Below are 21,415 nucleotides of genomic sequence, written 5' to 3' on the forward strand. Positions count from 1 at the left end.
TCGCCCCTGGTCTGATAGGCTGGAGGGAATTGTTTGGGGCTTCGGGGGCGGCTGATCTGTGCCATCGTCTGATCTGAACAATCTGGAAGAAAAGTCTTCGCTGCTGCCGCTCCAGCGAGTCTTGGGCAGCTTGCGGCACTATCCCTGGCTGACGCTGGGCGGGCTGCTGAGTGCGCTGCTGCTAATTGCGGCCTACGCGGCGACCCCGCAACTCTTTCGTTGGGCGATTGACCAGGGGGTGGCGCAACGCAATCTGCACGTGGTGCTGTATGGAGCGGGCGGGCTGGTGGCGGCGGCGATCGCCCGGGGTGTGTTCAACTTTGGGCAAAGTTTTTGTGCCGAGGCCCTGTCGCAGGGCGTAGCCTATGACCTGCGGAACCGCATTTTTCGGAAAATTCAAAACCTCAGTTTTAGCTATCACGACCAGGCGCAGACCTCGCAACTGCTGACGCGAGTCACCAGCGACATCGAGCAGGTGCGGACGTTTCTCAGCACCAGCCTGATTCAGGTGATCAGCGGCGTGGTGACGCTGGTGGCGATCGCCATCATTCTGCTGATGATGAACTGGGAACTGGCGCTGATCACGCTGACGGTCGTGCCTGCAAGTAGCTGGCTGATGGCGCGGTTTTTGCGGCAAAACAGCAGCCTATTTCGCCAAGTGCAGGAACAGTTGAGCAATCTAAACGCCGTGCTGCAAGAGAACCTGATCGGCGTGCGCGTGGTCAAGGCGTTTGTGCGGGAGGACGTGGAAACGGCGCGTTATTCCAGCCTGAATCAAGACTTGGTGGCGACCAACCTGAAAACGGTGCGGTCGATTCGCAATACGTTTCCGTTTATCTTTTTGCTGAGCAACCTGGTGACGGTGGCGGTGATTGGCTATGGCGGCGCGGCCGTGATTGGCGGCCGCTTTTCGGTAGGCGAACTGGTGGCGTTTAACTCCTACCTGCTGCTGATTTTGCAGCCGATTTTGCTGATTGGCTTTGCGGCCCCGGCGATCGCCCAGGCGGCGGCTTCGGCAGAGCGCGTCTACGAAGTGGTGGATGCGGAAGTCGAAATTCGCGATCGCCCCAACGCGGTTCCGTTTGTCACCTGCGGCGGCCGCATCACGTTTGAGAATGTGTCGTTCCGCTATCCTGGCTCCAGCACGCCTGCCCTCCGCCATGTGTCTTTCGAGACCCGGCCCAACGAGCTAATCGCCATCCTGGGCATGACCGGATCGGGCAAAAGCACTGTGGTCAACCTGATTCCCCGGTTTTACGACGTGACGGATGGAGCCGTGCGGATTGACGGGCGCGATGTGCGTGATTTCACATTGCAAAGCCTGCGATCGCGCATTGGCATTGTGTTTCAGGAAACGACGCTGTTTTCCGGCACGATTTTGTCCAACATCACCTACGCCAAGCCCCACGCCACCCTAGAAGAGGCGATCGCCGTGGCAAAAACGGCGCAAATTCACGACTTTATCGCCAGTTTGCCAGAAGGATATCACACCCTCGTTGGGGAGCGGGGCGTGGGGCTGTCGGGTGGGCAAAAGCAGCGATTGGCGATCGCCCGCACACTGCTCACCGACTACAACATTCTGATCCTGGACGACAGCACTTCGGCAGTGGATGCCAAAACCAGCGCCGAGATTCAAGCCGCCCTCGACGACCTGATGCGCCGCCGCACCTGCACCTCCTTCGTGGTGGCCCAGCGCATCAGCACCGTCCGCACTGCCGATCGCATTCTGGTAATGGACAAGGGGCGACTGGTGGCCCAGGGCACCCATGAAGAACTGCTGAAAACCAGTCCGCTCTACGGCGTGATTTTGGAATCCCAGGTGAAGAAATCCGTCGCAGCCTCCGCCTAAACTGCCTATCTCAAATATCTCGGTCAAATGCTTCTGCCCTATCCCCTTTTTGACACCCAGATTAATTCTCACAAATAGCGCTAATACCTAGAAGCCTCATCAACGCCTGACTTGGCAATCCAAAATCCTCAATCCAAAAATCCCCAATCCAAAATCCACAACCTGTCTCCAAACGGGCATCAGCGGGTAAATTGGGAGGGCAGATAGTCGTTTGGAGCCGCGACGGACAATCGCGAAGCCGAATTGCAAGACTGGCAAGACTGGGAGGACAGGGAGCGATGGAACCACTCAACGCCGCACAGCGCAGGGCATTTTTTCAGCAGGCGGGCGATCGCGCTGGGGTTCATGCGCCGCTGCTGGCAGCCCTCCACGCGGTGCATCAGGCTCCAACCCTTAGCGATGGTGAAGTCGGCCTCGGCATCTCGCCTGCCAACCAGGTGGCGCTGACAGAGGTGGAAACGCTACCTGGACAGGTGCAGGTCGCCGCCAGCACGGTTCGCAGCATTACCGATCGCCTGATTGCCCAGGGCTGGCAAAGTGCAGACCTGTGGGACGTGGATCGGGGACGTTATGGCGATCGCTTTTTGACTGCCTTGGCGGAGGGCTATCTGCCGCCGCCCAACGACACCCACGCCGCCCAGATCGAACCCTGCGACGGCGGGGCGCTGCTGCGGGCCTATGTCCAAAGGGTGGAAGCAGACCATCTGGCGGCAGGGTTGCCGTCTAACCTGGCGTTTGTGGATGGGGCGCTGCTGAATTTCCTGGAACAAGTGCCTGCAACCTATCGCGGGCTGAGCCACGAGCGGGACGGACTGCTGGAGGCAGTGCGACTCTGGCGGAAGTTGGACAGCCAATCGGCCGCCATTCACTCGCTCCTGCCCCGTGGGTCAACCTCTGAGCCAGACGCGCTGCCTGCTACTGACCGCTTGGACATCGCCTTGCAAGACCTGAGCCGCCGCCTGCCGCTCAACTACGCAGGCTATCCCCATCAGCGGGAGGCGCTGCTGCGGCTGGTGCAGTGCTGGCGACAGTTGCCCAGCCGAGAAGCGGCGATCGCCTCTCTGGAGAAAAAAGAGCCAGTTTCCCCTGATCTGGCAATCCTCGATCCGGCGCTGATGGCTTTTGTGCAGCGGCTTCCGGCGCATTACCTGGGCAAAGGGGAACAGCGCAATGCCCTGACGGAAACCTTTCGCCTATGGCAAGGTCTGGATTCGCGCACGACAGCCGTGCGGACGCTGGGCGTAGATCCAGAGGCACTGATGAGCGCCAGCCCCGCCGCGCTGCTGGATGCTGCTCGCCAGCTTGATCAGCAGCTTCTGCGATTTGTCCAGCGGATTCCCGCCGCCTATCGTCAAACCGATGCTCAGCGAGTGGCCCTGCTGCATCTGGTGCAGACCTGGCGGGGGCTGGAAACAGGCGAGGCAACCGTGCGATCGCTCGTGGAAGATCTACGCCGCCTGCAAGCAGCACATCCTGGTTCTCTAGACGCAATGCCTGCGCCCGTACCCGACCTGCTGCCGGTGCTGCAAACCGAGTGGGCGCTGGACACGATTCAACTGCACGGGGCGATCGCCCCTGGTGGACGGCTGACTTGGGCAGAGGCGACCCAGGGCGGGCTATATCTGCCGAAGAATCTGGCGGCGATGCAGGCCATTGTGCGTCTAGCCAAAGCCGCAGAACAGGTGGCGACGCGACTGGGGCGATCGCTCCACATCATCGCGTGGCACTGTTCTCCGGAGGCAGCCAGAGCCTTGCCTGGCCCCAATCCAGATCAGCATACGCTGGGCAGTGCCCTGCTGTTCTATTGCGATGGTCTGACGGCGCAGCAGATCTACTGGACGCTCGATCCCTGGTGGACAGGTGGGCTGGGGCGGTTTACCCAATATCCAGCGCTGGTTTATCTAGAGAGCAGCGGGGCGATCGCCAGCACCGAGCCGGATCACCGGGTTCGCTGGGTTTACTAAAACCAAGCATTTCAAAATTAGGCGTTTCTGACCGCTCAGCGTCAGGCAGTTTCAGTCAACAGTACTAGTCAATAAGATGCTCAGGACGCTTTGGTGGACTTAGTGCTGCGCGTTGTAGATGCCGCTTTTTGAGTGGTGGACTTGGCAGGGGTGGATTTTGCTGCCGTTTTTTGGGCGGGCGCTGGCTCAGTTGGCGCTGCCTCAGCCTCTGCCTCAGCCGTCGATTTAGCAGATTTGGTCGTCTTCTTCGCAGCGGCCGCCTTAGTTGTGCTGGATTTAGCCGTGCTGGATTTAGTTGTGCTGGATTTAGCTGTACTGGATTTAGCCGTACCAGCCTTTGCGCGGGTTGTTTTGGTGGTTTTGGTCGCCGTCTTGGTGCCCGAAGTCTTCGTGCCTGCGTCGCCAGTTTTGCTGGAACGGCGCGAGGTTTTCTTGGTGGCGGCTTTTTCAGCCAGCGCTTTCAGTGCCGTTTCCATCGTAATGGACTCGGCCGCCTCGCCTTCGGGCAAAGAGGCGTTGAGCTTTCCATGCTTGATGTAAACGCCGTAAGGGCCGTTATAGAGGTTCACGGGTTCGCCGTCTTCCGGGTGGGGGCCCAACTCTCGGATCGGAGCCGCGGCCCGTCCGCGTCCACGCCCCGCCTTCGGCTCTGCCAGCAGCTCCAGCGCCCGCTCTAGCGTGATCGTCAGCACATCGTCGTCGCCTTTGATCGAGCGATAGTCTTTGCCATTTTTACCCTGGTCATGGACGATATAGGGCCCAAAACGACCCAGGTTCGCCTGAATTTTACAGCCCGTTTCCGGGTGCATCCCCAGTAAACGCGGCAGCGCCAGCAGGTTTACCGCCTGCTCCAACGTCACATCTTGGGGCTGCAAGCCTTTGGGCAGCGAGGCCCGCTTGGGCTTGGGGTTTTCATCCGTTACGTCGCCAAGCTGCACATAGGGGCCGTAGGCTCCGATCAGCACGTAAATCGGTTCGCCCGTTTCGGGGTGAAACCCAAGCTTGTCTGGCCCTTCGGTTTTTTGGCGCAGCAGCACTTCGACCCGCTCGGCATCCAGGTCAGACGGCGTAAAGTCCTGGGGAATGGTAGCTTTAACCAGCCCCTCCTCGGTTTCGGTTTCGATATAGGCTCCGTAGCGGCCAATGCGGACTTTGGCATCCAGTCCCTCCAGATCCACGCTGCGGGCTTCGGCAGGGTCGATCTGGCTCTCGCGCTGCTTCACCTGCCCATCTAGCCCGGTTTCGCCCAGGTAAAACTGCTGGAGATAGGGCAGCCAGTCGGCTTCGCCCGTGGAAATGTCGTCTAGCGTGCGCTCCATGCGAGCGGTAAAGCTGGTGTCTACTAGGTCGGGAAAGTGCTTTTCGAGCAGGCTGGTGACGGCAAAGGCAGTGAAAGTGGGCACGAGACTGTTGTTCACCATTTGGGCGTAGCCCCGGTCGATGATGGTGCCGATGATGCTGGCGTAGGTGCTGGGGCGACCAATGCCTTCGCTTTCCAGCGTTTTCACCAGCGATGCTTCGGTATAGCGGGCAGGCGGCTGGGTTTCGTGGGCGATCGCCTCTAGCTCCTGACAATTTGGATGGTCGCCCTCCCGCAGCACAGGCAGGATCACTTCCTGGTTTTCGATTGCTGCATCAGGGTCATCTGATCCTTCCACGTAGGCCCGAAAAAAGCCGGGAAAGTCGATACGTTTGCCCGTGGCGCGGAATCCCGCATCTTCTGCCTGGAGCTGCACGGTGATATTCGTCTGGCGAACTTCTGCCATCTGGGTGGCCACCGTGCGCTTCCAGATCAGGTCGTAAAGCTGAAACTCGCGCCCGCTCAGGCCCGTTTCCTGGGGCGTGCGGAAGGTGCTGCCTGCGGGACGGATAGCTTCGTGGGCTTCCTGTGCGCCCTTGCTCTTAGTAGCATAGCGGCGTGGTTCGGGGCTGAGGTATTCGCTGCCATACATTTGCTGGACGCAGCTTCGGGCAGCGGCGATCGCCTGTTGCGACAGGTTCACCGAGTCAGTTCGCATGTAGGTGATATAGCCCTGTTCATAAAGGCTCTGAGCCACGCGCATCGTATCACGGGCCGACAGGCGCAGCTTGCGGTTGGCCTCCTGTTGCAGCGTCGAGGTGGTGAAGGGCGGCGAGGGCTTGCGCGTCGAAGACCGCTCCTCTAGTCCTGTGACAGTCCAGGTTGCCGACTGGAGGCGATCGTGCAACGTCTGGGCCTCTGCCTCACCCAGCAGCAGCACATCGCGTCCGGCGATGATTTGTCCCGTCGATTCGTCAAAATCTGCACCCGTGGCAATGCGGCGGCCGCCCAGGGTCACCAGTTTCGACTCAAAGCTGCTGCCGTCTTTCTCCAGCGTCGCCTTCAGATCCCAGTAAGACCCCTTGCGAAAAGCGCGGCGCTGCCGTTCGCGGTTGACCAATAGCCGTACTGCAACCGACTGAACTCGCCCTGCCGATAGACCCCAGGCAATTTTTTTCCACAGCAAGGGCGACAAGGTGTAGCCCACCAGCCGATCCAGAATGCGCCGCGTTTCTTGGGCATGAACCAGTTGCTCATCCACATCGCGGCAGTTTTGCAGGGCCTCGCGGATGGCTTCCTCGGTAATTTCGTGGAACACCATGCGCTTCGTGGGCACCTTGGGCTGGAGCAGTTGTAGCAAATGCCAGCTAATGCTTTCCCCTTCGCGGTCTTCGTCTGTTGCCAGAATTAGCTCGTCGGCCTCTTTCAGCGCCTCCTTCAGTGCCTTGACGACTTTCTTCTTATCCTGCGGCACGATGTAGAGCGGCTCAAAATCCGCGTCTACGTTGACCCCCAGTTTTGCCCACTCTTCGCCCTTGACCGAAGCGGGAATGTCGCTCGCCGACTGGGGCAAATCTCGCACATGTCCCATCGATGCCTCGACCCGATAGCCCGGCGGCAGGTAGTTGCGGATGGTTTTCGCTTTGGTGGGGGATTCGACAATGACGAGAGTTGACATGGATCTCAGTCGTGCTAAGAAAAAGGACGCAGATGGAGAACGTATCGGTAACGCTTCGATCTGGCGGGGGCCGGGCGAGGACGAGACAGATAGGCAATTATAGGACAGTCGTTCGACTGATGCCTGTTCTCTACTTATAGACCATAGCCTTGAAAAGTAGGGAATCTCAAATCGTAAGGATTTTACAAGAAGGAAATCTTTTGGGGGCTATTAGGAGAAACAACGGGGATTATCGGCCGAGCCGCACGTAGCGCACAGATTTGCGCGGTATGATCCATTAGAAATGGAGTGAGTCTGACCTGAATGCAGGCGATTAGAAAGCAGTTTGCCCACAGAAAGCCGATCGGAAACCACGTTTGAACGCTTTGTCGAACGTTTTGTTTGAACGCTTTGGTCTAACTGCCCATGATTCTGATAAGGTCATTTTGTTCTGTCACATTTTCAACTTTGCGCCGTTTACGCTAGACCCCCTATGGACTTTTCCACGCTTGCCGGCCAGCTCAATGCCGGAACCATTCTGCCGGAAGGGATTGTGATTGCCACGCTGATGGTGGTGCTGATCGGAGACTTGATTGTGGGGCGATCGTCGGCTCGATGGACTCCCTACGTGGCGATCGCCGGACTGTTGGCGGCGGTTGTGGCGCTAGTGCCGCAGTGGGATATCGCCGAACCCATTTCATTTTTGGGGAGCTTCAGCGGGGACACCCTGAGCGTTGTGTTTCGCGGCATCATTGCCCTGTCGGCGGCGCTGACGATCCTGATGTCGGTGCGCTACGTGGAGCAGTCGGGCACATCGCTGGCCGAGTTCATCGTCATTTTACTCACGGCGACGCTGGGCGGCATGTTCCTCTCCGGGGCCGACGAACTGGTGATGGTGTTTGTGTCGCTGGAGACGCTGAGTATTTCGTCTTACCTGCTGACGGGCTACATGAAGCGCGACCCCCGCTCGAACGAGGCGGCGCTGAAGTATCTGCTGATTGGCGCAGCCAGTTCCGCCATTTTCCTCTACGGCTCATCGCTGCTGTACGGGCTGTCGGGGGGTGAGACGCGACTGGGGGCGATCGCCACTAACATTTCGATCGCAGGGCTGGAAGACTCCATCGGTATCGTGATTGCCCTGGTGTTTGTGATTGCGGGCATTGCCTTCAAGATTGCCGCTGTGCCCTTTCACCAATGGACCCCAGACGTGTACGAAGGGTCTCCAACGCCCGTAGTCGCGTTTCTGTCGGTGGGTTCCAAGGCGGCGGGCTTCGCTTTGGCGATTCGCCTGCTAGTAACGGCCTTTCCTGCTGTTTCCGACCAGTGGCAGTTTGTGCTAACGGCCCTGGCGATTCTCAGCATGGTGCTGGGCAACGTGGTAGCCTTAGCACAAACCAGCATGAAGCGACTGCTGGCCTATTCCTCGATTGGTCAGGCGGGCTTTGTGATGATCGGGCTGATCGTGGGTACTCAGGCTGGCTATTCCAGCATGGTATTTTACCTATTGGTGTACCTGTTCATGAACTTGGGCGCATTTTCCTGCATCATCCTGTTTGCGCTGCGGACGGGCACGGACGAAATTACCGAGTACAGCGGTCTGTACCAAAAAGACCCGCTGCTGACGCTGGCGCTGAGCATTTGTCTGCTGTCTCTGGGGGGCATTCCGCCGCTGGCGGGCTTCTTTGGCAAGATCTATCTATTCTGGGCAGGCTGGCAGGCTGGGGCCTATGCGCTGGTGCTGGTGGGTCTGGTGACGAGCGTAATTTCCATCTACTACTACATCCGTGTGGTGAAGATGATGGTCGTGAAGGAGCCGGATGAAATGTCGGAGTCGGTGAAGAACTATCCGCCGATCCGCTGGACGCTGCCAGGAATGCGACCGCTCCAGGTAGGCATCATCACGGCGCTAATCTTCACCTCGCTGGCGGGCATTCTGTCCAATCCGCTGTTCACGCTGGCGAATGACTCGGTTGACAGCACACCGATGCTGCAACCTGCGCTGCGAGTGGAGCGGGCCCTGATGGCGATCGCCCGTCAAAATCCCGTGGAGTAGGGCTGCGGCCGCACTCCAATGGCAGGGGAAGCGCGAAGAAGGAAGAAGGAAGAGCGAAGAGCGAAAAACGAAGAATGAAAAGTGGGTGACCCATCGCCAAGCGATCAGCCACCCGCTTTTTTAATCGCGGTTTTGCGATCGCAGTTTTGCGATCGCGGTACGAAAACTACAAAACACAAAAATCACACGACGGTCAGATCGCCCTGCACATCCAGCCGCTTAAAGTTGCCCAGCGTCAGGTAGCGTTCGGTCAAGGTTTCGGCGATCGCCGGGGTGACCCAGCCTAGCTGCTTGAGCAGGTGAACCGCGACGGCATACTTGGCCCGCTTGGCTCCGTCCATCACCTTGATCGCCAGCCCCATGCCTTCGCCCACGCGGCCAATGCACTGAATCCCCTCTGCACCAGACTTGCTCACCAGCGCACCTTCTGAGAGGCGCATCACTTCTGTATCAAACTCGCCCTCGCCTGCCACCAGAATGGGGTGATGGGTCATCGCTCGCACAATGCGCTCCAGATCCAGGCTGCTGCCCGATGCAAGCTGGGCAAACAGCGTCGCCATCTGCCCCAGTTGCATAAAGTACGTGGGTGCGCCGCAATCGTCGTGGGCGGAGATGAATTCTGCCGCAGGCATTCGCAGCAGTTCTGATACCTTGGACAGGATGAGCGTCTGCACCGGGTGGTTGCGCTGCAAATAATCGGAGGTGGGATAGCCAAGCTGGCGGCAGACTGCTAACATGCCTGCATGTTTGCCAGAGCAGTTATATTCTAAAGGGCTACGCTTGCCATCGGGAATGGGGCATTGCAACATTGACGGGTCCACATCGCAGCGCCAGAGAATGTTGAACACCTGGCGTACCTGCTCAATCGTGCCGCGATGGGAACTGCACATAATCGCCAGATCGCGATCGCTCAACCCAAAGCGCTCCAGCGTGCCCGTGCTGGTCACGGCCATCGCCTGAAACGGCTTGAGCGACGATCGCACAAAGGAAGCCGTCTCCGCACTGCCCGCGACGGACAGCACGCGACCACGATTGTCTGCGACTGCCGCCTGCACCAGATGCCGCGACTCGATAATGCCCTCTCGCAGCAGCCGAACTTCTAGCTCTGCGGTCTGTACTCGTTTTCCCCTAGTCATTCCTGGCCTTAGCCATTTCCAGTAGATAAAGTCCAGCGTCTTCCGCCTCTAGGACTGTGACACACTGCGTCCACTAGCGCAATAGAAACGCCATGATGTGTCACGAGATAGCTTGACGGCAGGTGTTTGGGAGCGAGGCGATGCGAGTCAACAGTTCACGCGAGGGAGTCACGGCAACGAGCCACGCTGCGAGAGAATGCTCCAGATAATGCCACTGAGAAGCAACAGTAGCCCAAAGATGGCAAACGTGCGCCAGAGCCGCCTCATGATGGGCTGGATCTGGTAGCTCACGATTAGGCGATCGCGCTGCAACACCTCTTCGGGCTTCGTCCAGGTCTGGCCGTCATACCAGCCCGATTCTTCATAGAACACGGTTTCCTTGGAAAGGCGATCGCGCACATACCACCAGCCCAGCGTCAGCCGCACTAGCGCCAGCAGCGGAATCACGCAAGCCCCTACCGCCGCGCTCAGGGCAAACAGCGCTGGATATTTCGCGGGCGGAAAGCTGACCGCCGCCACAGGCCCAGACACCGCCCAACTCAAGCTCCAGAGAATCAGAATCGGCTTGATGTAGGGCCAGAGGTCGAGCGTCGCCCAGCGAAAAAACCAGGACTCTTGCAAGTCCTGAAACTCATTGATGGGTTGTTGCTCGGAGGGAACCGGGCAGACGGGCAGAGAGGATTTCATGGGCAACGAGTGGGCTGCATCCTAGCGCGAGGTGGGAAACAGTGAACGAAATGTGCTGACTTCTCGCGTCATCCGCACTGAGTCTGGTTTCAAATCGGATTCTGAAAACAATCCTGAATGCAGTCTACTGTAATCCACGAATCTGGTGTAGCTAGGGGCAGACAGACGGCGGAAGGCGGAGCCGAAAGTCACGCTGCACAGGGCTTTTGTGATTTCCAGGCTCTTCGCTACCTTGTTTAATCCCAGCCGTACCGGATAAAGGACACTCGACCCAGTGAGATTCTAGTTAAAAGATCCCGGTCAAATGCCCCTTCTCAAGTCCGTCAAACGTGACCCTAGCCTTTTGCAGAGGTGCTTGCGCCTTGAAGTGCCGCAAAAGACAGCCGCTCGGCGTGTCCCCAAAACGCTTCCAGGTTGTAGAACTCGCGGTCTTTTTCGAGGAAGATGTGGGCAATGACATCGCCGTAGTCGATGAGTACCCAGTTGCCCTCGGCTTGCCCCTCGATTCGCACGGGCACCCGCTGGAGTTTTTCCTTCACCGTTTGCTCAATGCTGTTGGCGATCGCCCTCACCTGCACATGCGAAAAGCCCGTTACCAGCACAAAATAATCTGCCAGGTAGGACACGTCCGCCACCTTCAGCAGCACAATGTCGCCACCTTTGCGGTCGTCGGCGGCCTGGGCGATCGCCAGCGCCAAGTCATCGCTGCTGGAGTCGGTTTCGATGGTGAGGCGAGGGGCGGATGCATCAGCAGCCAACCGGGTAGAAAGCAGGGCCTCTAGCGGAGATTCATGGGTCATCAAATGTTCAGTACCTCTACGTTTGATAGGACAGGGTTTGATAAGACAGGGCTTGATAGGAAAACAGATTCAGGACTGGCTGAATCGAGATTGCAGGCAGAATAGCAAAAAAACAAAGTTTTGCATTGTGTGATGAACAACGAAGCAGCGGGCAAAAAATCAAGTTGCGGTAAATCTTGGGGCCGACCAAGTTGCAGCGCGATATGCCTCGGCGGCGGGGCTGCGCCATCGCCCCGAATCTGCCTGGAGAAACCAGTTGCGGGTTTGCAGGGCGCGGGGATGAATTAAATGTCCAGCGTCCAGCAGATATTTGAAGGTATAGTCGCAGGTCATCCAAACTGCTTGCGTTAAATTTTGTTGACTCACGGTTCGCAAATGACGTAGTTCGTCGGTGTTGCCGCGCCCCGGTTCTAGCGTGTCTGCCAAAAACACGACGCAGCTCAGGGCGCTCATGCCCGGACTGCCAAGCGTATGGTTGGCGATCGCCGCCAGCACCTCTGCATCCATGACACCAAATTCTCGCTGCGCCACGATCGCCCCCACATCGGCATGGAGCAGATGCGGATTGGCTTCGTCTACCGGATCGAGCGGCAGCCCCGCCTCGTCCGCGATGCTCAGCAGCGTTTGGGGCTTGAAGTATTTCGCCAGATCATGCAGCAGCGCCGCTAGGGCCGCCCGCTGTGGATCGAGGTTATGAACCTGGGCCAGGGCGATCGCCATCTGCTCGACCCCCAGCACATGCTGCACCCGCGAGGCTGGAACCTGAACCTCTAGCCAGTTCAGAATGCGGCTCCGCAGCGCGTCATCGTCTAAATCAACCATGCTGGATTCATGTTGCTTGAGGATGCATAGGAATGCGTAGATCTGCTCACCGTCTCCTGCCAAGTGAGTCAATTGTAGCGCAGGTTACGGGATGGCTTGCTTACCGCCAGGGTTGGCGACGACGGGCTGGCTCGGTGGAACTCGTTGGGCTGCTGGATTTTGAATCGTTGGGCGTGGAACCGTTTGGCAGCGTCCCAGTAGGTCGAGTGGCAGCGGGCGCGGGGGACGGGGCGGACGTTTCTGGCGTTGCCGAACCGACCAGCGAGTGGAATAGCTGTTCATAGGCGGCGATCGCCTGCTCAAAGCGATAGTGCTGGAGGGCATACTGTCGCCCTTGGTGGGCCCACGCGGCCCGCTGCGGCGCATCGTGATAGACCGAGCGCAGCGCTTCTGCCAGTTGCTCCGGCTGCTCCGGCTGCACGACCGTTCCTGCCTGGCTATGCAGCACGAGTTTTGCCAATTCACCCTCCATCGGGGCCGAAGCCACCACCGGGCAGCCGCTCGCCAGCAGCAGTTGAAACTTCGACGGCATGTTAAAACTCACCACATTTTTGCGCTGCACCACCAGCCCCACATTGGCCGCTGCCATCAGGTGGGGCAGGTGTTCTCGCGGCTGAAAGTCAAAAAACTGCACGTTGTCTGCATGGCACTGCCGCGCATAGTCCTGCAACTGCTGACAGGCTTCGCGCTCGCCCACAATCGCAACGATTAAATCGGGCAAATCGCGCAGCAGTGATGCAGCCTCAACCACCGTTTCCATGCCTTGGGTCAGCGCAATGTTGCCCGCGTACAGCACGATGAATTTTTCCTGCAAGCCGTACTGTTGGCGAAATCGGTTCTCATCTGGCGGAATCGGGCGAATAAAGTTTACGTCTACCCAGTTGGGAATGCAGGTCAGCTTTTTGGGCGGCACGCCTTTGTTGACCAAGTTTTGAGCAAATCCGTCGGCAATTACGGCGATCGCCGTTGCGGTGCGATAGGCAAACCGTTCCAGCGCCTCGAAAGCGCGAATCGCCAGCCGATTTTTCACAATGCCCAGCCGCACCGCCGCTTCCGGCAAGATATCCTGCACGTTTAGCACCACCGGACAGCGGTAAATCTTCCCCAGCAGTGCCGCAGGCACACTGACGGGCAGCGGCGGCGTGGTCAGCAGAATCACGTCGGGTCGAAAGCCCGATAGCGCCTGCACGACGCTCGTAATCACAAAGCTGCCGTCCAGCAGCACCCGCCCCAGCAGCCCCGGCCGCGGCCGAATCCAGACATAGCAGCGCTGCACGCGCACGCCGTTTTCCACTCGCGTTTGATACAGCCGCCCGCGATAGCCCGGATAGATGCGCCGCTGTGGATAGTTGGGCATCCCCGTCACCACACGCACCTGGTGTCCCCGTTGGGCCAATCCTTCGGCTAGCTCCGTCATCAGCGGCGCGATCCCAATTGGCTCTGGAAAATAGTTGTAGGAATAGATCAGGATCTTCATGCAGCCAAAGGAATCGCCAGCGGAATCAGCATCTTAGCGCAGAAGCCAGGGCTGGCGCAGAAGCCGAGAGAACGGAGAACCCACTGTCGAGGTTGAATCAAGGCTGCCCACACATCGATATTCAGCGTGCTTTCTAATTCAGTGCGCTTTCTGTCTGGTGCGCGTTTGGATGAAATGTCGAAAATTCGCGCTATCTGCCAGTTTGCACCCTAGGGCGCGTCATCAATCAAGCTCAGAAGCCTTAAGGAATCAGCAGTATCGCGCCCGTCCACACAAATCAGGCTAGGGGCTGAACTTCCCAAGAAGCTAGACGTTGGGTATGCAATTGATGACAGCCCCTAGCTTATCGCTTGACCTCAAAACTCCGCAGATGCTCTGGCGACTCATATTGCACTGCAACGTCTTTCACAACCGCAGTGGGCGGCCCCTGATGGCACCAGCGGATGATTTCCTGAACGCGATCGCCCGGCCCTTCAAACACGGCCTCGACGCGCCCATCTCGTAGGTTTCGCACCCAGCCGTTGATCTTTAAGAGTGTCGCAGCATCCTGGGTTGCAGAACGATATCCCACCCGTTGCACCTTCCCGGAGATCAGCACCCGCGCCCGCAGTAGCGGCTGAGCCGCAGCGTCTTGAGCAAGATTCGAGCCTTGAGAGATAGCCGTTCGGATATCTGGAAGGTTTGATTTTGAAGTCATAAGTCGCTCTGGCTTTAGCAGCCGTTACTTTGGCAGTTCTTCGTTTTCTACTGTAATCTCGGCGTATAACTAGCCCTCAGCCTGTAGCGATCCGGCTCGTAGCTGCCCCTGGAGTTGCCCCTGTGTTGTCCCTGTAGTTCCCCCTATAGCGGGTAGTTGCCCCTATAGCGGCCCCTATGGTTACCCGTCGTAGCACCTTTGCACCTAAATTCTAGTGATTTCTTTTTAGCCTTTTAGTGACTTCTTCTAAGTTGCTTCTCATTACGGCACTGTCAGCATGATGGATGCGATCGCCCATTCCCTGCAAATACAACATTCCCAGCAAGTGCCTGTTGCAGGGCCACAGTTTCCGGTACGAAATTCCATCCTGGAACGGGGACTGCACCGCCAAAAGGGGCGCTCAGGAACCGCAGTCTCCGCAAAACCCATACGCACGAGTCATCCTAACGCCGCTGGCAGATTATCTGAAATCAGGTCAAACCCACGGTTGGAAGAACCGCACATGAAAGCCCTGCACAGCAGCCCCCCTCCAAAGCGATTGGCGACGGCGCACCTGTTTCAGACAGCACAAATATCTGAATCCAAAGGATCAGCAGTAGTGACGCTGCGAGGCTTAGGAGCCACCCGCCAGTTACGAATTGGCACTGAGCTAGGGGGATGGAATGACCTGCGCTGGCGACGGCTAGCTGCCCAACAGTTTAACTATGGCACGCTAGAAACCTACTGGAGTGCCGACAGTACCCAGCGCGGTGTGTATAACTTCCAACGTCAGGATCGGCAGGTGAATTGGGCCAGGCGGGCGAAAATTCAGCTTTATGGCCACGCGCTTGTCTATCCTCAGTTTCGCCTCATCCCGGATTGGCTGCGTCGGGGGCGTTTTACCCGCGAGCAATACATCGAGATTTTGCAGCAACATATCACCACGGTGATGACTCACTTCAAGGGGAAAATCCATGAGTGGGTGGTTGTCAATGAGGCACTGGAAACCGGGGAGCATCCGCGAGACTTCTTTCAGCGCAAGATTGGCCCAGAATACGTGGAAATTGCGTTTGCGACGGCTCGTGCGGTTGATCCCACGGCAACCCTGATTTACAACGACTACAACAATGAAACCACCAGCGGGGCAAATACCGAAAACACCCAGCAGATTGTGAAGCGACTCAAAGCGTTGGGCTTGATTGATGCGGTCGGACTCCAGATGCATCTGGGTGGCTCGACCCGCTATCGCAAAGCCGATCTGGTTCAGACGATGCGGGCCTATGAACTGCCTGTGCATATCACAGAACTGGATGTAGACCTGCGTAGCGTTGCAGGTAGCCAGACCCGGCGGTTTCGCAAGCAGGCCCGGCTCTATCGGCGCGTGCTGGAAGCAGCGTTAGAAGCAGGCGTGACTACGATTAACGTGTGGGGATTGAGCGATCGCTATTCCTGGCTAGAATTACCCAGCGAAAGGAACGCTTCGCCCCTATCCGATCCCTGTCTTTATGACGAAAACTTGCAGCCAAAGCCTGCTTACCAAGCCTGGATTGAGGTTTTACAGGGGGTTTCAGGTTCGCCCAAACGAACCCTCTACCCCTAAATGCACTAGTTCGGGAACCCGTACACCCCAAAAAGTTGCAGATGGGCCCACCTGCCAGGTAAATTAGCACTCAGGAGTTGAGAGTGCTAAATTCTCGACTCGATAGCAACGGCTCAATTGCAGGTTGGCATAGGGCAGACGGCTTCTGCTGGGTTTATGGGGCTGCTTCCCGATGGGCGATCGCTCTGGCAAGTGTCCGGTTCAGCCTTTCAATATGAACGGGAATGCGGAGCGCGTCAAGGGCAAAGTCCTCGCAGCGGGTCTGTCTGGTCAAACAAGCCAGCAATTGAGCAAGATTCTTTCAACCTAACTGCAACTTTATCGTCTGGAGAGACTATACGTATGGCTGCTGTGTCCTTGAGTGTTTCCACCGTTAAGCCATTGGGCGATCGCGTGTTTGTGAAGGTCAGCGCTTCCGAAGAAAAGACCGCAGGCGGCATTTTTCTGCCCGACACCGCTAAGGAAAAACCTCAAGTCGGCGAAGTGGCGCAGGTGGGCCCCGGTCGGCGCAATGACGACGGCACCCGTCAAGAACTGGAAGTGAAGGTGGGTGACAAAGTGCTGTACTCCAAGTACGCCGGCACCGACATCAAGCTGGGCGGCGAAGAGTACGTGCTACTGACCGAGAAAGACATTCTGGCGATCGTTTCCTAAGTTTTGGATTTTGGGTTTTGGACAGACGGCTGCCTTTGCAAGCCGCGCTCATTCCAATACCCGGCCCGAAATCGAACATCTAACCGTAAATTCTCAATCGCAAATCCAAAATCGAAACTATGGCTAAGCGCATCATTTACAACGAAAACGCACGTCGCGCTCTGGAAAAGGGCATCGATATTTTGGCAGAAGCCGTGGCAGTCACCCTCGGCCCCAAAGGTCGGAACGTGGTGCTGGAGAAGAAGTTTGGCGCACCCCAAATCGTCAACGACGGTGTGACCATTGCCAAAGAGATTGAGCTAGAAGACCACATCGAGAACACGGGTGTTTCTCTCATCCGTCAGGCTGCATCCAAGACCAACGACGCTGCGGGTGACGGAACGACGACGGCGACCGTGCTGGCCCATGCGATGGTGAAGGAAGGTCTGCGGAACGTGGCGGCAGGAGCCAATGCGATCTCGCTGAAGCGCGGTATCGACAAGGCGGCTCACTTCCTTGTGGAGAAGATCGCGGAACACGCTCGTCCGGTGGAAGATTCCAAGGCGATCGCCCAGGTTGGCTCTATCTCTGCGGGCAATGATGAAGAAGTCGGCGCGATGATTGCCGAAGCGATGGACAAAGTGGGTCGCGAAGGCGTGATCTCGCTGGAAGAAGGCAAGTCCATGACGACCGAACTGGAAGTCACCGAAGGGATGCGCTTCGACAAGGGCTATATCTCACCCTACTTTGCCACCGACACCGAGCGCATGGAGGCTATCCTGGATGAGCCGTTCATTCTGCTGACCGACAAGAAGATCACTCTGGTGCAAGACCTGGTACCTGTGCTGGAGCAAGTGGCCCGCGCTGGTCGTCCGCTGCTGATCATTGCTGAGGACATCGAGAAAGAAGCCCTGGCAACCCTGGTGGTGAACCGTCTGCGGGGTGTGCTGAATGTGGCTGCGGTCAAGGCTCCTGGTTTTGGCGATCGCCGCAAGGCCATGTTGGAAGACATTGCCGTGCTGACGGGCGGTCAGGTGATCACCGAAGATGCGGGTCTTAAGCTCGACAACGTGAAGTTGGAAAGCTTGGGTAAGGCTCGCCGTGTCACGATCACTAAGGACACCACCACAATTGTTGCAGAAGGGAACGAGGCTCAGGTCAAGGCTCGCTGCGAGCAAATCCGTCGTCAGATTGAAGAAACTGATTCTTCCTATGACAAAGAGAAGCTGCAAGAGCGTCTGGCCAAGCTCTCTGGCGGTGTGGCTGTGGTCAAGGTCGGTGCTGCGACCGAAACCGAAATGAAGGATCGCAAGCTGCGCCTGGAAGATGCCATCAACGCGACCAAGGCTGCGGTAGAGGAAGGCATCGTTCCTGGTGGTGGCACCACGCTGGCTCACTTGGCTCCGCAGCTTGAAGAGTGGGCCAAGAGCAACCTGACGGCGGAAGAACTGACGGGTGCGCTGATTGTCGCCCGTGCCTTGTCTGCGCCGCTGAAGCGGATTGCCGAAAACGCAGGTCAGAACGGCGCGGTAATCGCGGAGCGCGTCAAGGAGAAGGACTTCAACGTGGGCTACAATGCTGCCACCGATGAGTTCGTCGATATGTTTGACGCGGGTATTGTTGACCCAGCAAAGGTGACTCGTTCTGCCCTGCAAAATGCGGCATCGATCGCGGGCATGGTGCTGACGACCGAGTGCATCGTTGTTGACAAGCCCGAACCCAAAGAAGCGGCTGGCGCTGGCGCTGGCGGCGGCATGGGCGGCGACTTCGACTACTAAGTTGGAGCAGTCCTAGGAGCCGCACCGCTGGTGTGGCTCCTGGGAGTCGGACTCAGAGTCGAAGGTCAAGAACATTCGGCAACAAGAGCGATCGTTCCAAGCGGGCGATCGCTCTTTTTTTTAGTTCTCTTTTAGTTCTCCTTTAGCTCTCCTGCCGTGCCCTATTCCTGCACACACGGCAAACGCGAGGGCGACAGGCGCTCCACCCAGGCTTCGAGATAGGCCCGGTTGGCCTGTTGCTGGGCGAGATCGGTCGTTTCCAGCGGATGCGGCAGCGTGCCCAAAATTGCCGCCGTCGTCACGCAAAACATCGATTTTTGGAAGCTAAGACAGATTTTCACCCGCAGATCATCTTCGCCGCGCAGCCCTTGCTGATAAATGTCGCGCAAGTAATCGGGTAGAAAATGGCGCATATCCTGCATCAGCAGCGTGGGCGGAATGCCTCCACCGCCAATCGGCAGCGGATCGGCAAACAGCGCTCCGTAATTAAAGTCTGCCTGTTTGTCTGAAATTTGGTGTGCCTGGGCGTTATAAGACACTGTGCCAAAGAAGGGAAACGACCGGAGAAATACTGCTTCCACATAGGGCAGCGCGGTATCGGGCAAAAAGGTTAACCCAGCGGAGGCCGGCAGCAGGTCATAGGATTTGCCGTCTATGTTGACTGAATAGGTGATTGGCAGTGCGGCTGCATCGACTAAGCCCTGTTTGACATGCGCTACCACATCGGCGATCGCCCTGATTTCTCCCCGGTCGTATCGATCTGAAAGTGTCAGGAATATCGGACTCATGACCCGCCAAAACTGCCCTAGCCCGCTGTAATAGCAAAGCAGCCGCACCTGTTCTACCAAGAAGTCAGGAAAAAGCTGATTGAGTCCAGCCATCAGCGGATTGGACTTGACCTTGGCGCGAATCGCCGTTTTCGCCAGATTCACAAACTCCGGCGTGTCAAGAAATGCATCCAGACCGCCGCCGCCGTGCCAGAACATGCCTTTCATGCAATATTCGGCAAATTCGTAGTTAATCCGGTCGTGCCACCAGTGGCGCAGCAGCTTGGCTAGCGTGACTTTGCCGTTGAAATATTTGAAAAACGGAAACAGCACCAAAAACTGATGCTCTGAAATGTAAATCAGGTTGCGCCAGTATGCATCCAGCACCACGCCATAGCTCTTGAGAATGCCTACCACTTCCACGACGTTTTCCGGGGTGTCGGGCAGTAGCGCACCGCCAGACTCAATCCGGTCCACGATGTAGGAAAGGGGATGGGCGGTGGGAGAGGGTGCGGTTAGCATAGCAGGAGCTTCAGGATCTTATAGAGCAAGGGGCTTGGGTGTGGGGTGGTGGGATGGTTGCGTAAGCTGCGTGATCCCTGAATCTTTAGGGACGTTCAAGCAAATGACTCAAAAATTACTCAACGCTTCGGCGGAGGGGGCGGGGGGCCAGCGCAGCGGCGATCGCCCGGTCGTCTAGCGTGCCCAGCGACAGGGAGGTGAGTTCGCTCCAGCGGGTCATCCAGTTGGGCTGAAGCCCCAGGAAGATGACCAAAACGACGACCACAATCGAAGGAATGCGGTCTTTCCAGTAGATGGCCGGCAGGTTCGCCAGGGCATCCGGCAGCCGTCCAAAGAAGACGCGGTTAATCAAATTCAAGAAGTACACGGCTGTCAGCCCAACGCCGAGCATACACAGCAGAGTCTGGATGGGGAAGACCAGCAGGCTGCTGCGGTAGATGATGTACTCAGCAATAAAGCCCACCATACCGGGAATGCCTGCGCTGGCCATCACCCCAGCAATCATCAGGGAACCCACCAGTGGTAGCCCCCGCTCTGGAGTCAGCAGGCCCCGCAGCACCGTGACATCCCGCGTGCCGGTCTTGGCATAGACCACGCCCACCAGAAAAAACAGCAGCGCGGAAATTAGCCCGTGGCTGACCATTTGGGCGATCGCCCCAGCGATGCTCAGCGGTGTGGCAGCGGCGGCAGCCAGCAGGATATAGCCCATGTGCCCGACGGAGCTGTAGGCGACGATTTTCTTCATGTCCGTCTGGGCGATCGCCACAAAGGAGCCATACAGCACATTCACCACCGCCAACCAGGCCAGCCACGGCGCGACAATTTGCCAGGTTTCAGGAAATAGCCCCAGCCCAAACCGCACAATTCCGTAGGTTCCCAGCTTCAGCAGCACGCCCGCCAGCAGCACCGAGGCTGGCGTTGGCGCTTCGACGTGGGTATCTGGCAGCCAGGTATGCAGCGGCACGATTGGAATCTTGATGCCAAAGCCAATCAGCAGCGTAATCAGCAGCACCAACTGCGTGGCAATCGGTAGCGCCGGGTTTTGCAGCACCGCATAGTCAAAGCTGCCCGTCCCGCTGAGCAGCGCCAGCCCGAAGAAAGCAGCCAAAATCAGGATTCCAGACAGGGCCGTGTAAATCAAAAACTTGGTGGCCGCGTAGCCCCGTCGTGCGCCGCCCCAAATTGCCACCATCAGGTAAAGCGGAATCAGTTCTACCTCATAGAACAGGAAGAACAGCAGCAGGTTTTCTGACAGAAACGCCCCCGCCACGCCCGCTTCTAGCAGCAGCATCAGGCAGTACCAGAGCCGGGGACGGTTCAGATTCGCATCGGTGCTGTAGATTGCCAGCCACACCAGCAGGCTATTCAGCACCAGCAGCGGCAGCGACAGCCCATCCATCCCCAGCTTGTAGCTCAGCCCAAGCTGCTGAATCCACGTCAGCGATTCCTGAAACTGAAATCCAGCCGCACTGGTGTCAAACTGGCTGACCAGCACCCCAGTCCACGCCAGAACCATCGTTGCAAACACCAGCGCCACTTGGCGACCCCGTGCCGCTGCTTGCGCCTGGGGCAAGAGGCTGATGAGCAGCGCACCAATGACCGGAAACCAGATTAGAACACTCAGCATGGCGAATCGGCAGGGTTGGATGCTTGGGCGAGAGTTTGGGTAGCGGGTTTGAATGAAAAGTTTGGCT

At 57.7% G+C, this 21,415-nt stretch carries 15 protein-coding genes; 6 read left to right on the top strand and 9 right to left on the bottom strand.

Features of this window, described 5'->3' with window-relative positions:
* The first annotated feature begins 58 nt into the window (after positions 1-58).
* Both IGS16_RS17985 and IGS16_RS17990 read left to right on the top strand, forming a co-directional pair.
* Complete coding sequence (locus IGS16_RS17985; RefSeq protein WP_297087783.1) at positions 59-1,849, top strand: ABC transporter ATP-binding protein; 1,791 nt, start codon at positions 59-61, stop codon at positions 1,847-1,849.
* Between the two features lie 278 nt (positions 1,850-2,127).
* The gene (locus IGS16_RS17990; RefSeq protein WP_297087785.1) at positions 2,128-3,813 is read left to right on the top strand and encodes a peptidase M15A; all 1,686 of its coding nucleotides are present in this window, start codon (positions 2,128-2,130) and stop codon (positions 3,811-3,813) included.
* A gap of 80 nt (positions 3,814-3,893) precedes the next feature.
* On the opposite strand, the gene topA is transcribed toward IGS16_RS17990, so the two are convergent.
* Positions 3,894-6,791: a type I DNA topoisomerase gene (gene topA / locus IGS16_RS17995; protein ID WP_297087787.1), complete on the bottom strand. Its 2,898-nt coding sequence runs from the start codon at positions 6,789-6,791 to the stop codon at positions 3,894-3,896.
* 472 nt (positions 6,792-7,263) lie between these two features.
* Here topA and IGS16_RS18000 point away from each other — a divergent pair, with 472 nt between their 5' ends.
* Positions 7,264-8,823, top strand: a complete 1,560-nt coding sequence (locus tag IGS16_RS18000; protein ID WP_297087789.1) for an NAD(P)H-quinone oxidoreductase subunit N — start codon at positions 7,264-7,266, stop codon at positions 8,821-8,823.
* A gap of 182 nt (positions 8,824-9,005) precedes the next feature.
* Here IGS16_RS18000 and IGS16_RS18005 read toward each other — a convergent pair whose 3' ends face one another.
* The 6 genes from IGS16_RS18005 to IGS16_RS18030 form a co-directional block, all read right to left on the bottom strand.
* On the bottom strand, positions 9,006-9,959 hold the full coding sequence (locus IGS16_RS18005; protein WP_297087790.1) for an asparaginase: 954 nt from the start codon (positions 9,957-9,959) through the stop codon (positions 9,006-9,008).
* Positions 9,960-10,127: 168 nt separating this feature from the next.
* Positions 10,128-10,646 (bottom strand): CGLD27 family protein, encoded by a 519-nt coding sequence (locus IGS16_RS18010; protein WP_297087791.1) that lies wholly within the window; start codon positions 10,644-10,646, stop codon positions 10,128-10,130.
* 335 nt (positions 10,647-10,981) lie between these two features.
* A complete protein-coding gene (rsfS, locus tag IGS16_RS18015) occupies positions 10,982-11,446 on the bottom strand; it encodes a ribosome silencing factor (protein ID WP_297087793.1) in 465 nt (154 codons plus the stop codon).
* 159 nt (positions 11,447-11,605) lie between these two features.
* The gene (yqeK, locus tag IGS16_RS18020; protein ID WP_367185821.1) at positions 11,606-12,244 is read right to left on the bottom strand and encodes a bis(5'-nucleosyl)-tetraphosphatase (symmetrical) YqeK; all 639 of its coding nucleotides are present in this window, start codon (positions 12,242-12,244) and stop codon (positions 11,606-11,608) included.
* A gap of 124 nt (positions 12,245-12,368) precedes the next feature.
* Positions 12,369-13,745 carry a WcaI family glycosyltransferase gene (locus IGS16_RS18025; RefSeq protein ID WP_297087797.1) on the bottom strand — a complete coding sequence of 459 codons (1,377 nt, stop codon included), beginning with the start codon at positions 13,743-13,745 and terminating at the stop codon, positions 12,369-12,371.
* A 343-nt stretch (positions 13,746-14,088) separates the two neighbouring features.
* A complete protein-coding gene (locus tag IGS16_RS18030; RefSeq protein WP_367185822.1) occupies positions 14,089-14,355 on the bottom strand; it encodes an acylphosphatase in 267 nt (88 codons plus the stop codon).
* A 685-nt stretch (positions 14,356-15,040) separates the two neighbouring features.
* Here IGS16_RS18030 and IGS16_RS18035 point away from each other — a divergent pair.
* The 3 genes from IGS16_RS18035 (at position 15,041) to groL (ending at position 18,432) form a co-directional block, all read left to right on the top strand.
* Complete coding sequence (locus IGS16_RS18035) at positions 15,041-16,021, top strand: endo-1,4-beta-xylanase (protein ID WP_297087802.1); 981 nt, start codon at positions 15,041-15,043, stop codon at positions 16,019-16,021.
* Positions 16,022-16,363: 342 nt separating this feature from the next.
* On the top strand, positions 16,364-16,675 hold the full coding sequence (gene groES / locus IGS16_RS18040; RefSeq protein ID WP_297087804.1) for a co-chaperone GroES: 312 nt from the start codon (positions 16,364-16,366) through the stop codon (positions 16,673-16,675).
* Between the two features lie 119 nt (positions 16,676-16,794).
* The gene (gene groL / locus IGS16_RS18045) at positions 16,795-18,432 is read left to right on the top strand and encodes a chaperonin GroEL (RefSeq protein WP_297087806.1); all 1,638 of its coding nucleotides are present in this window, start codon (positions 16,795-16,797) and stop codon (positions 18,430-18,432) included.
* A 161-nt stretch (positions 18,433-18,593) separates the two neighbouring features.
* On the opposite strand, the gene IGS16_RS18050 is transcribed toward groL, so the two are convergent.
* Together IGS16_RS18050 and IGS16_RS18055 are read right to left on the bottom strand one after the other, a co-directional pair.
* Positions 18,594-19,721 carry a CO2 hydration protein gene (locus IGS16_RS18050; protein WP_297087808.1) on the bottom strand — a complete coding sequence of 376 codons (1,128 nt, stop codon included), beginning with the start codon at positions 19,719-19,721 and terminating at the stop codon, positions 18,594-18,596.
* A gap of 115 nt (positions 19,722-19,836) precedes the next feature.
* The gene (locus tag IGS16_RS18055) at positions 19,837-21,348 is read right to left on the bottom strand and encodes an NADH-quinone oxidoreductase subunit M (RefSeq protein WP_297087810.1); all 1,512 of its coding nucleotides are present in this window, start codon (positions 21,346-21,348) and stop codon (positions 19,837-19,839) included.
* Positions 21,349-21,415 lie beyond the last annotated feature (67 nt).

Origin of the sequence: Thermoleptolyngbya sp. C42_A2020_037 (genome assembly GCF_015272455.1) — a bacterium.
In the GTDB taxonomy this organism is placed as follows: Bacteria; Cyanobacteriota; Cyanobacteriia; order Elainellales; family Elainellaceae; genus Thermoleptolyngbya.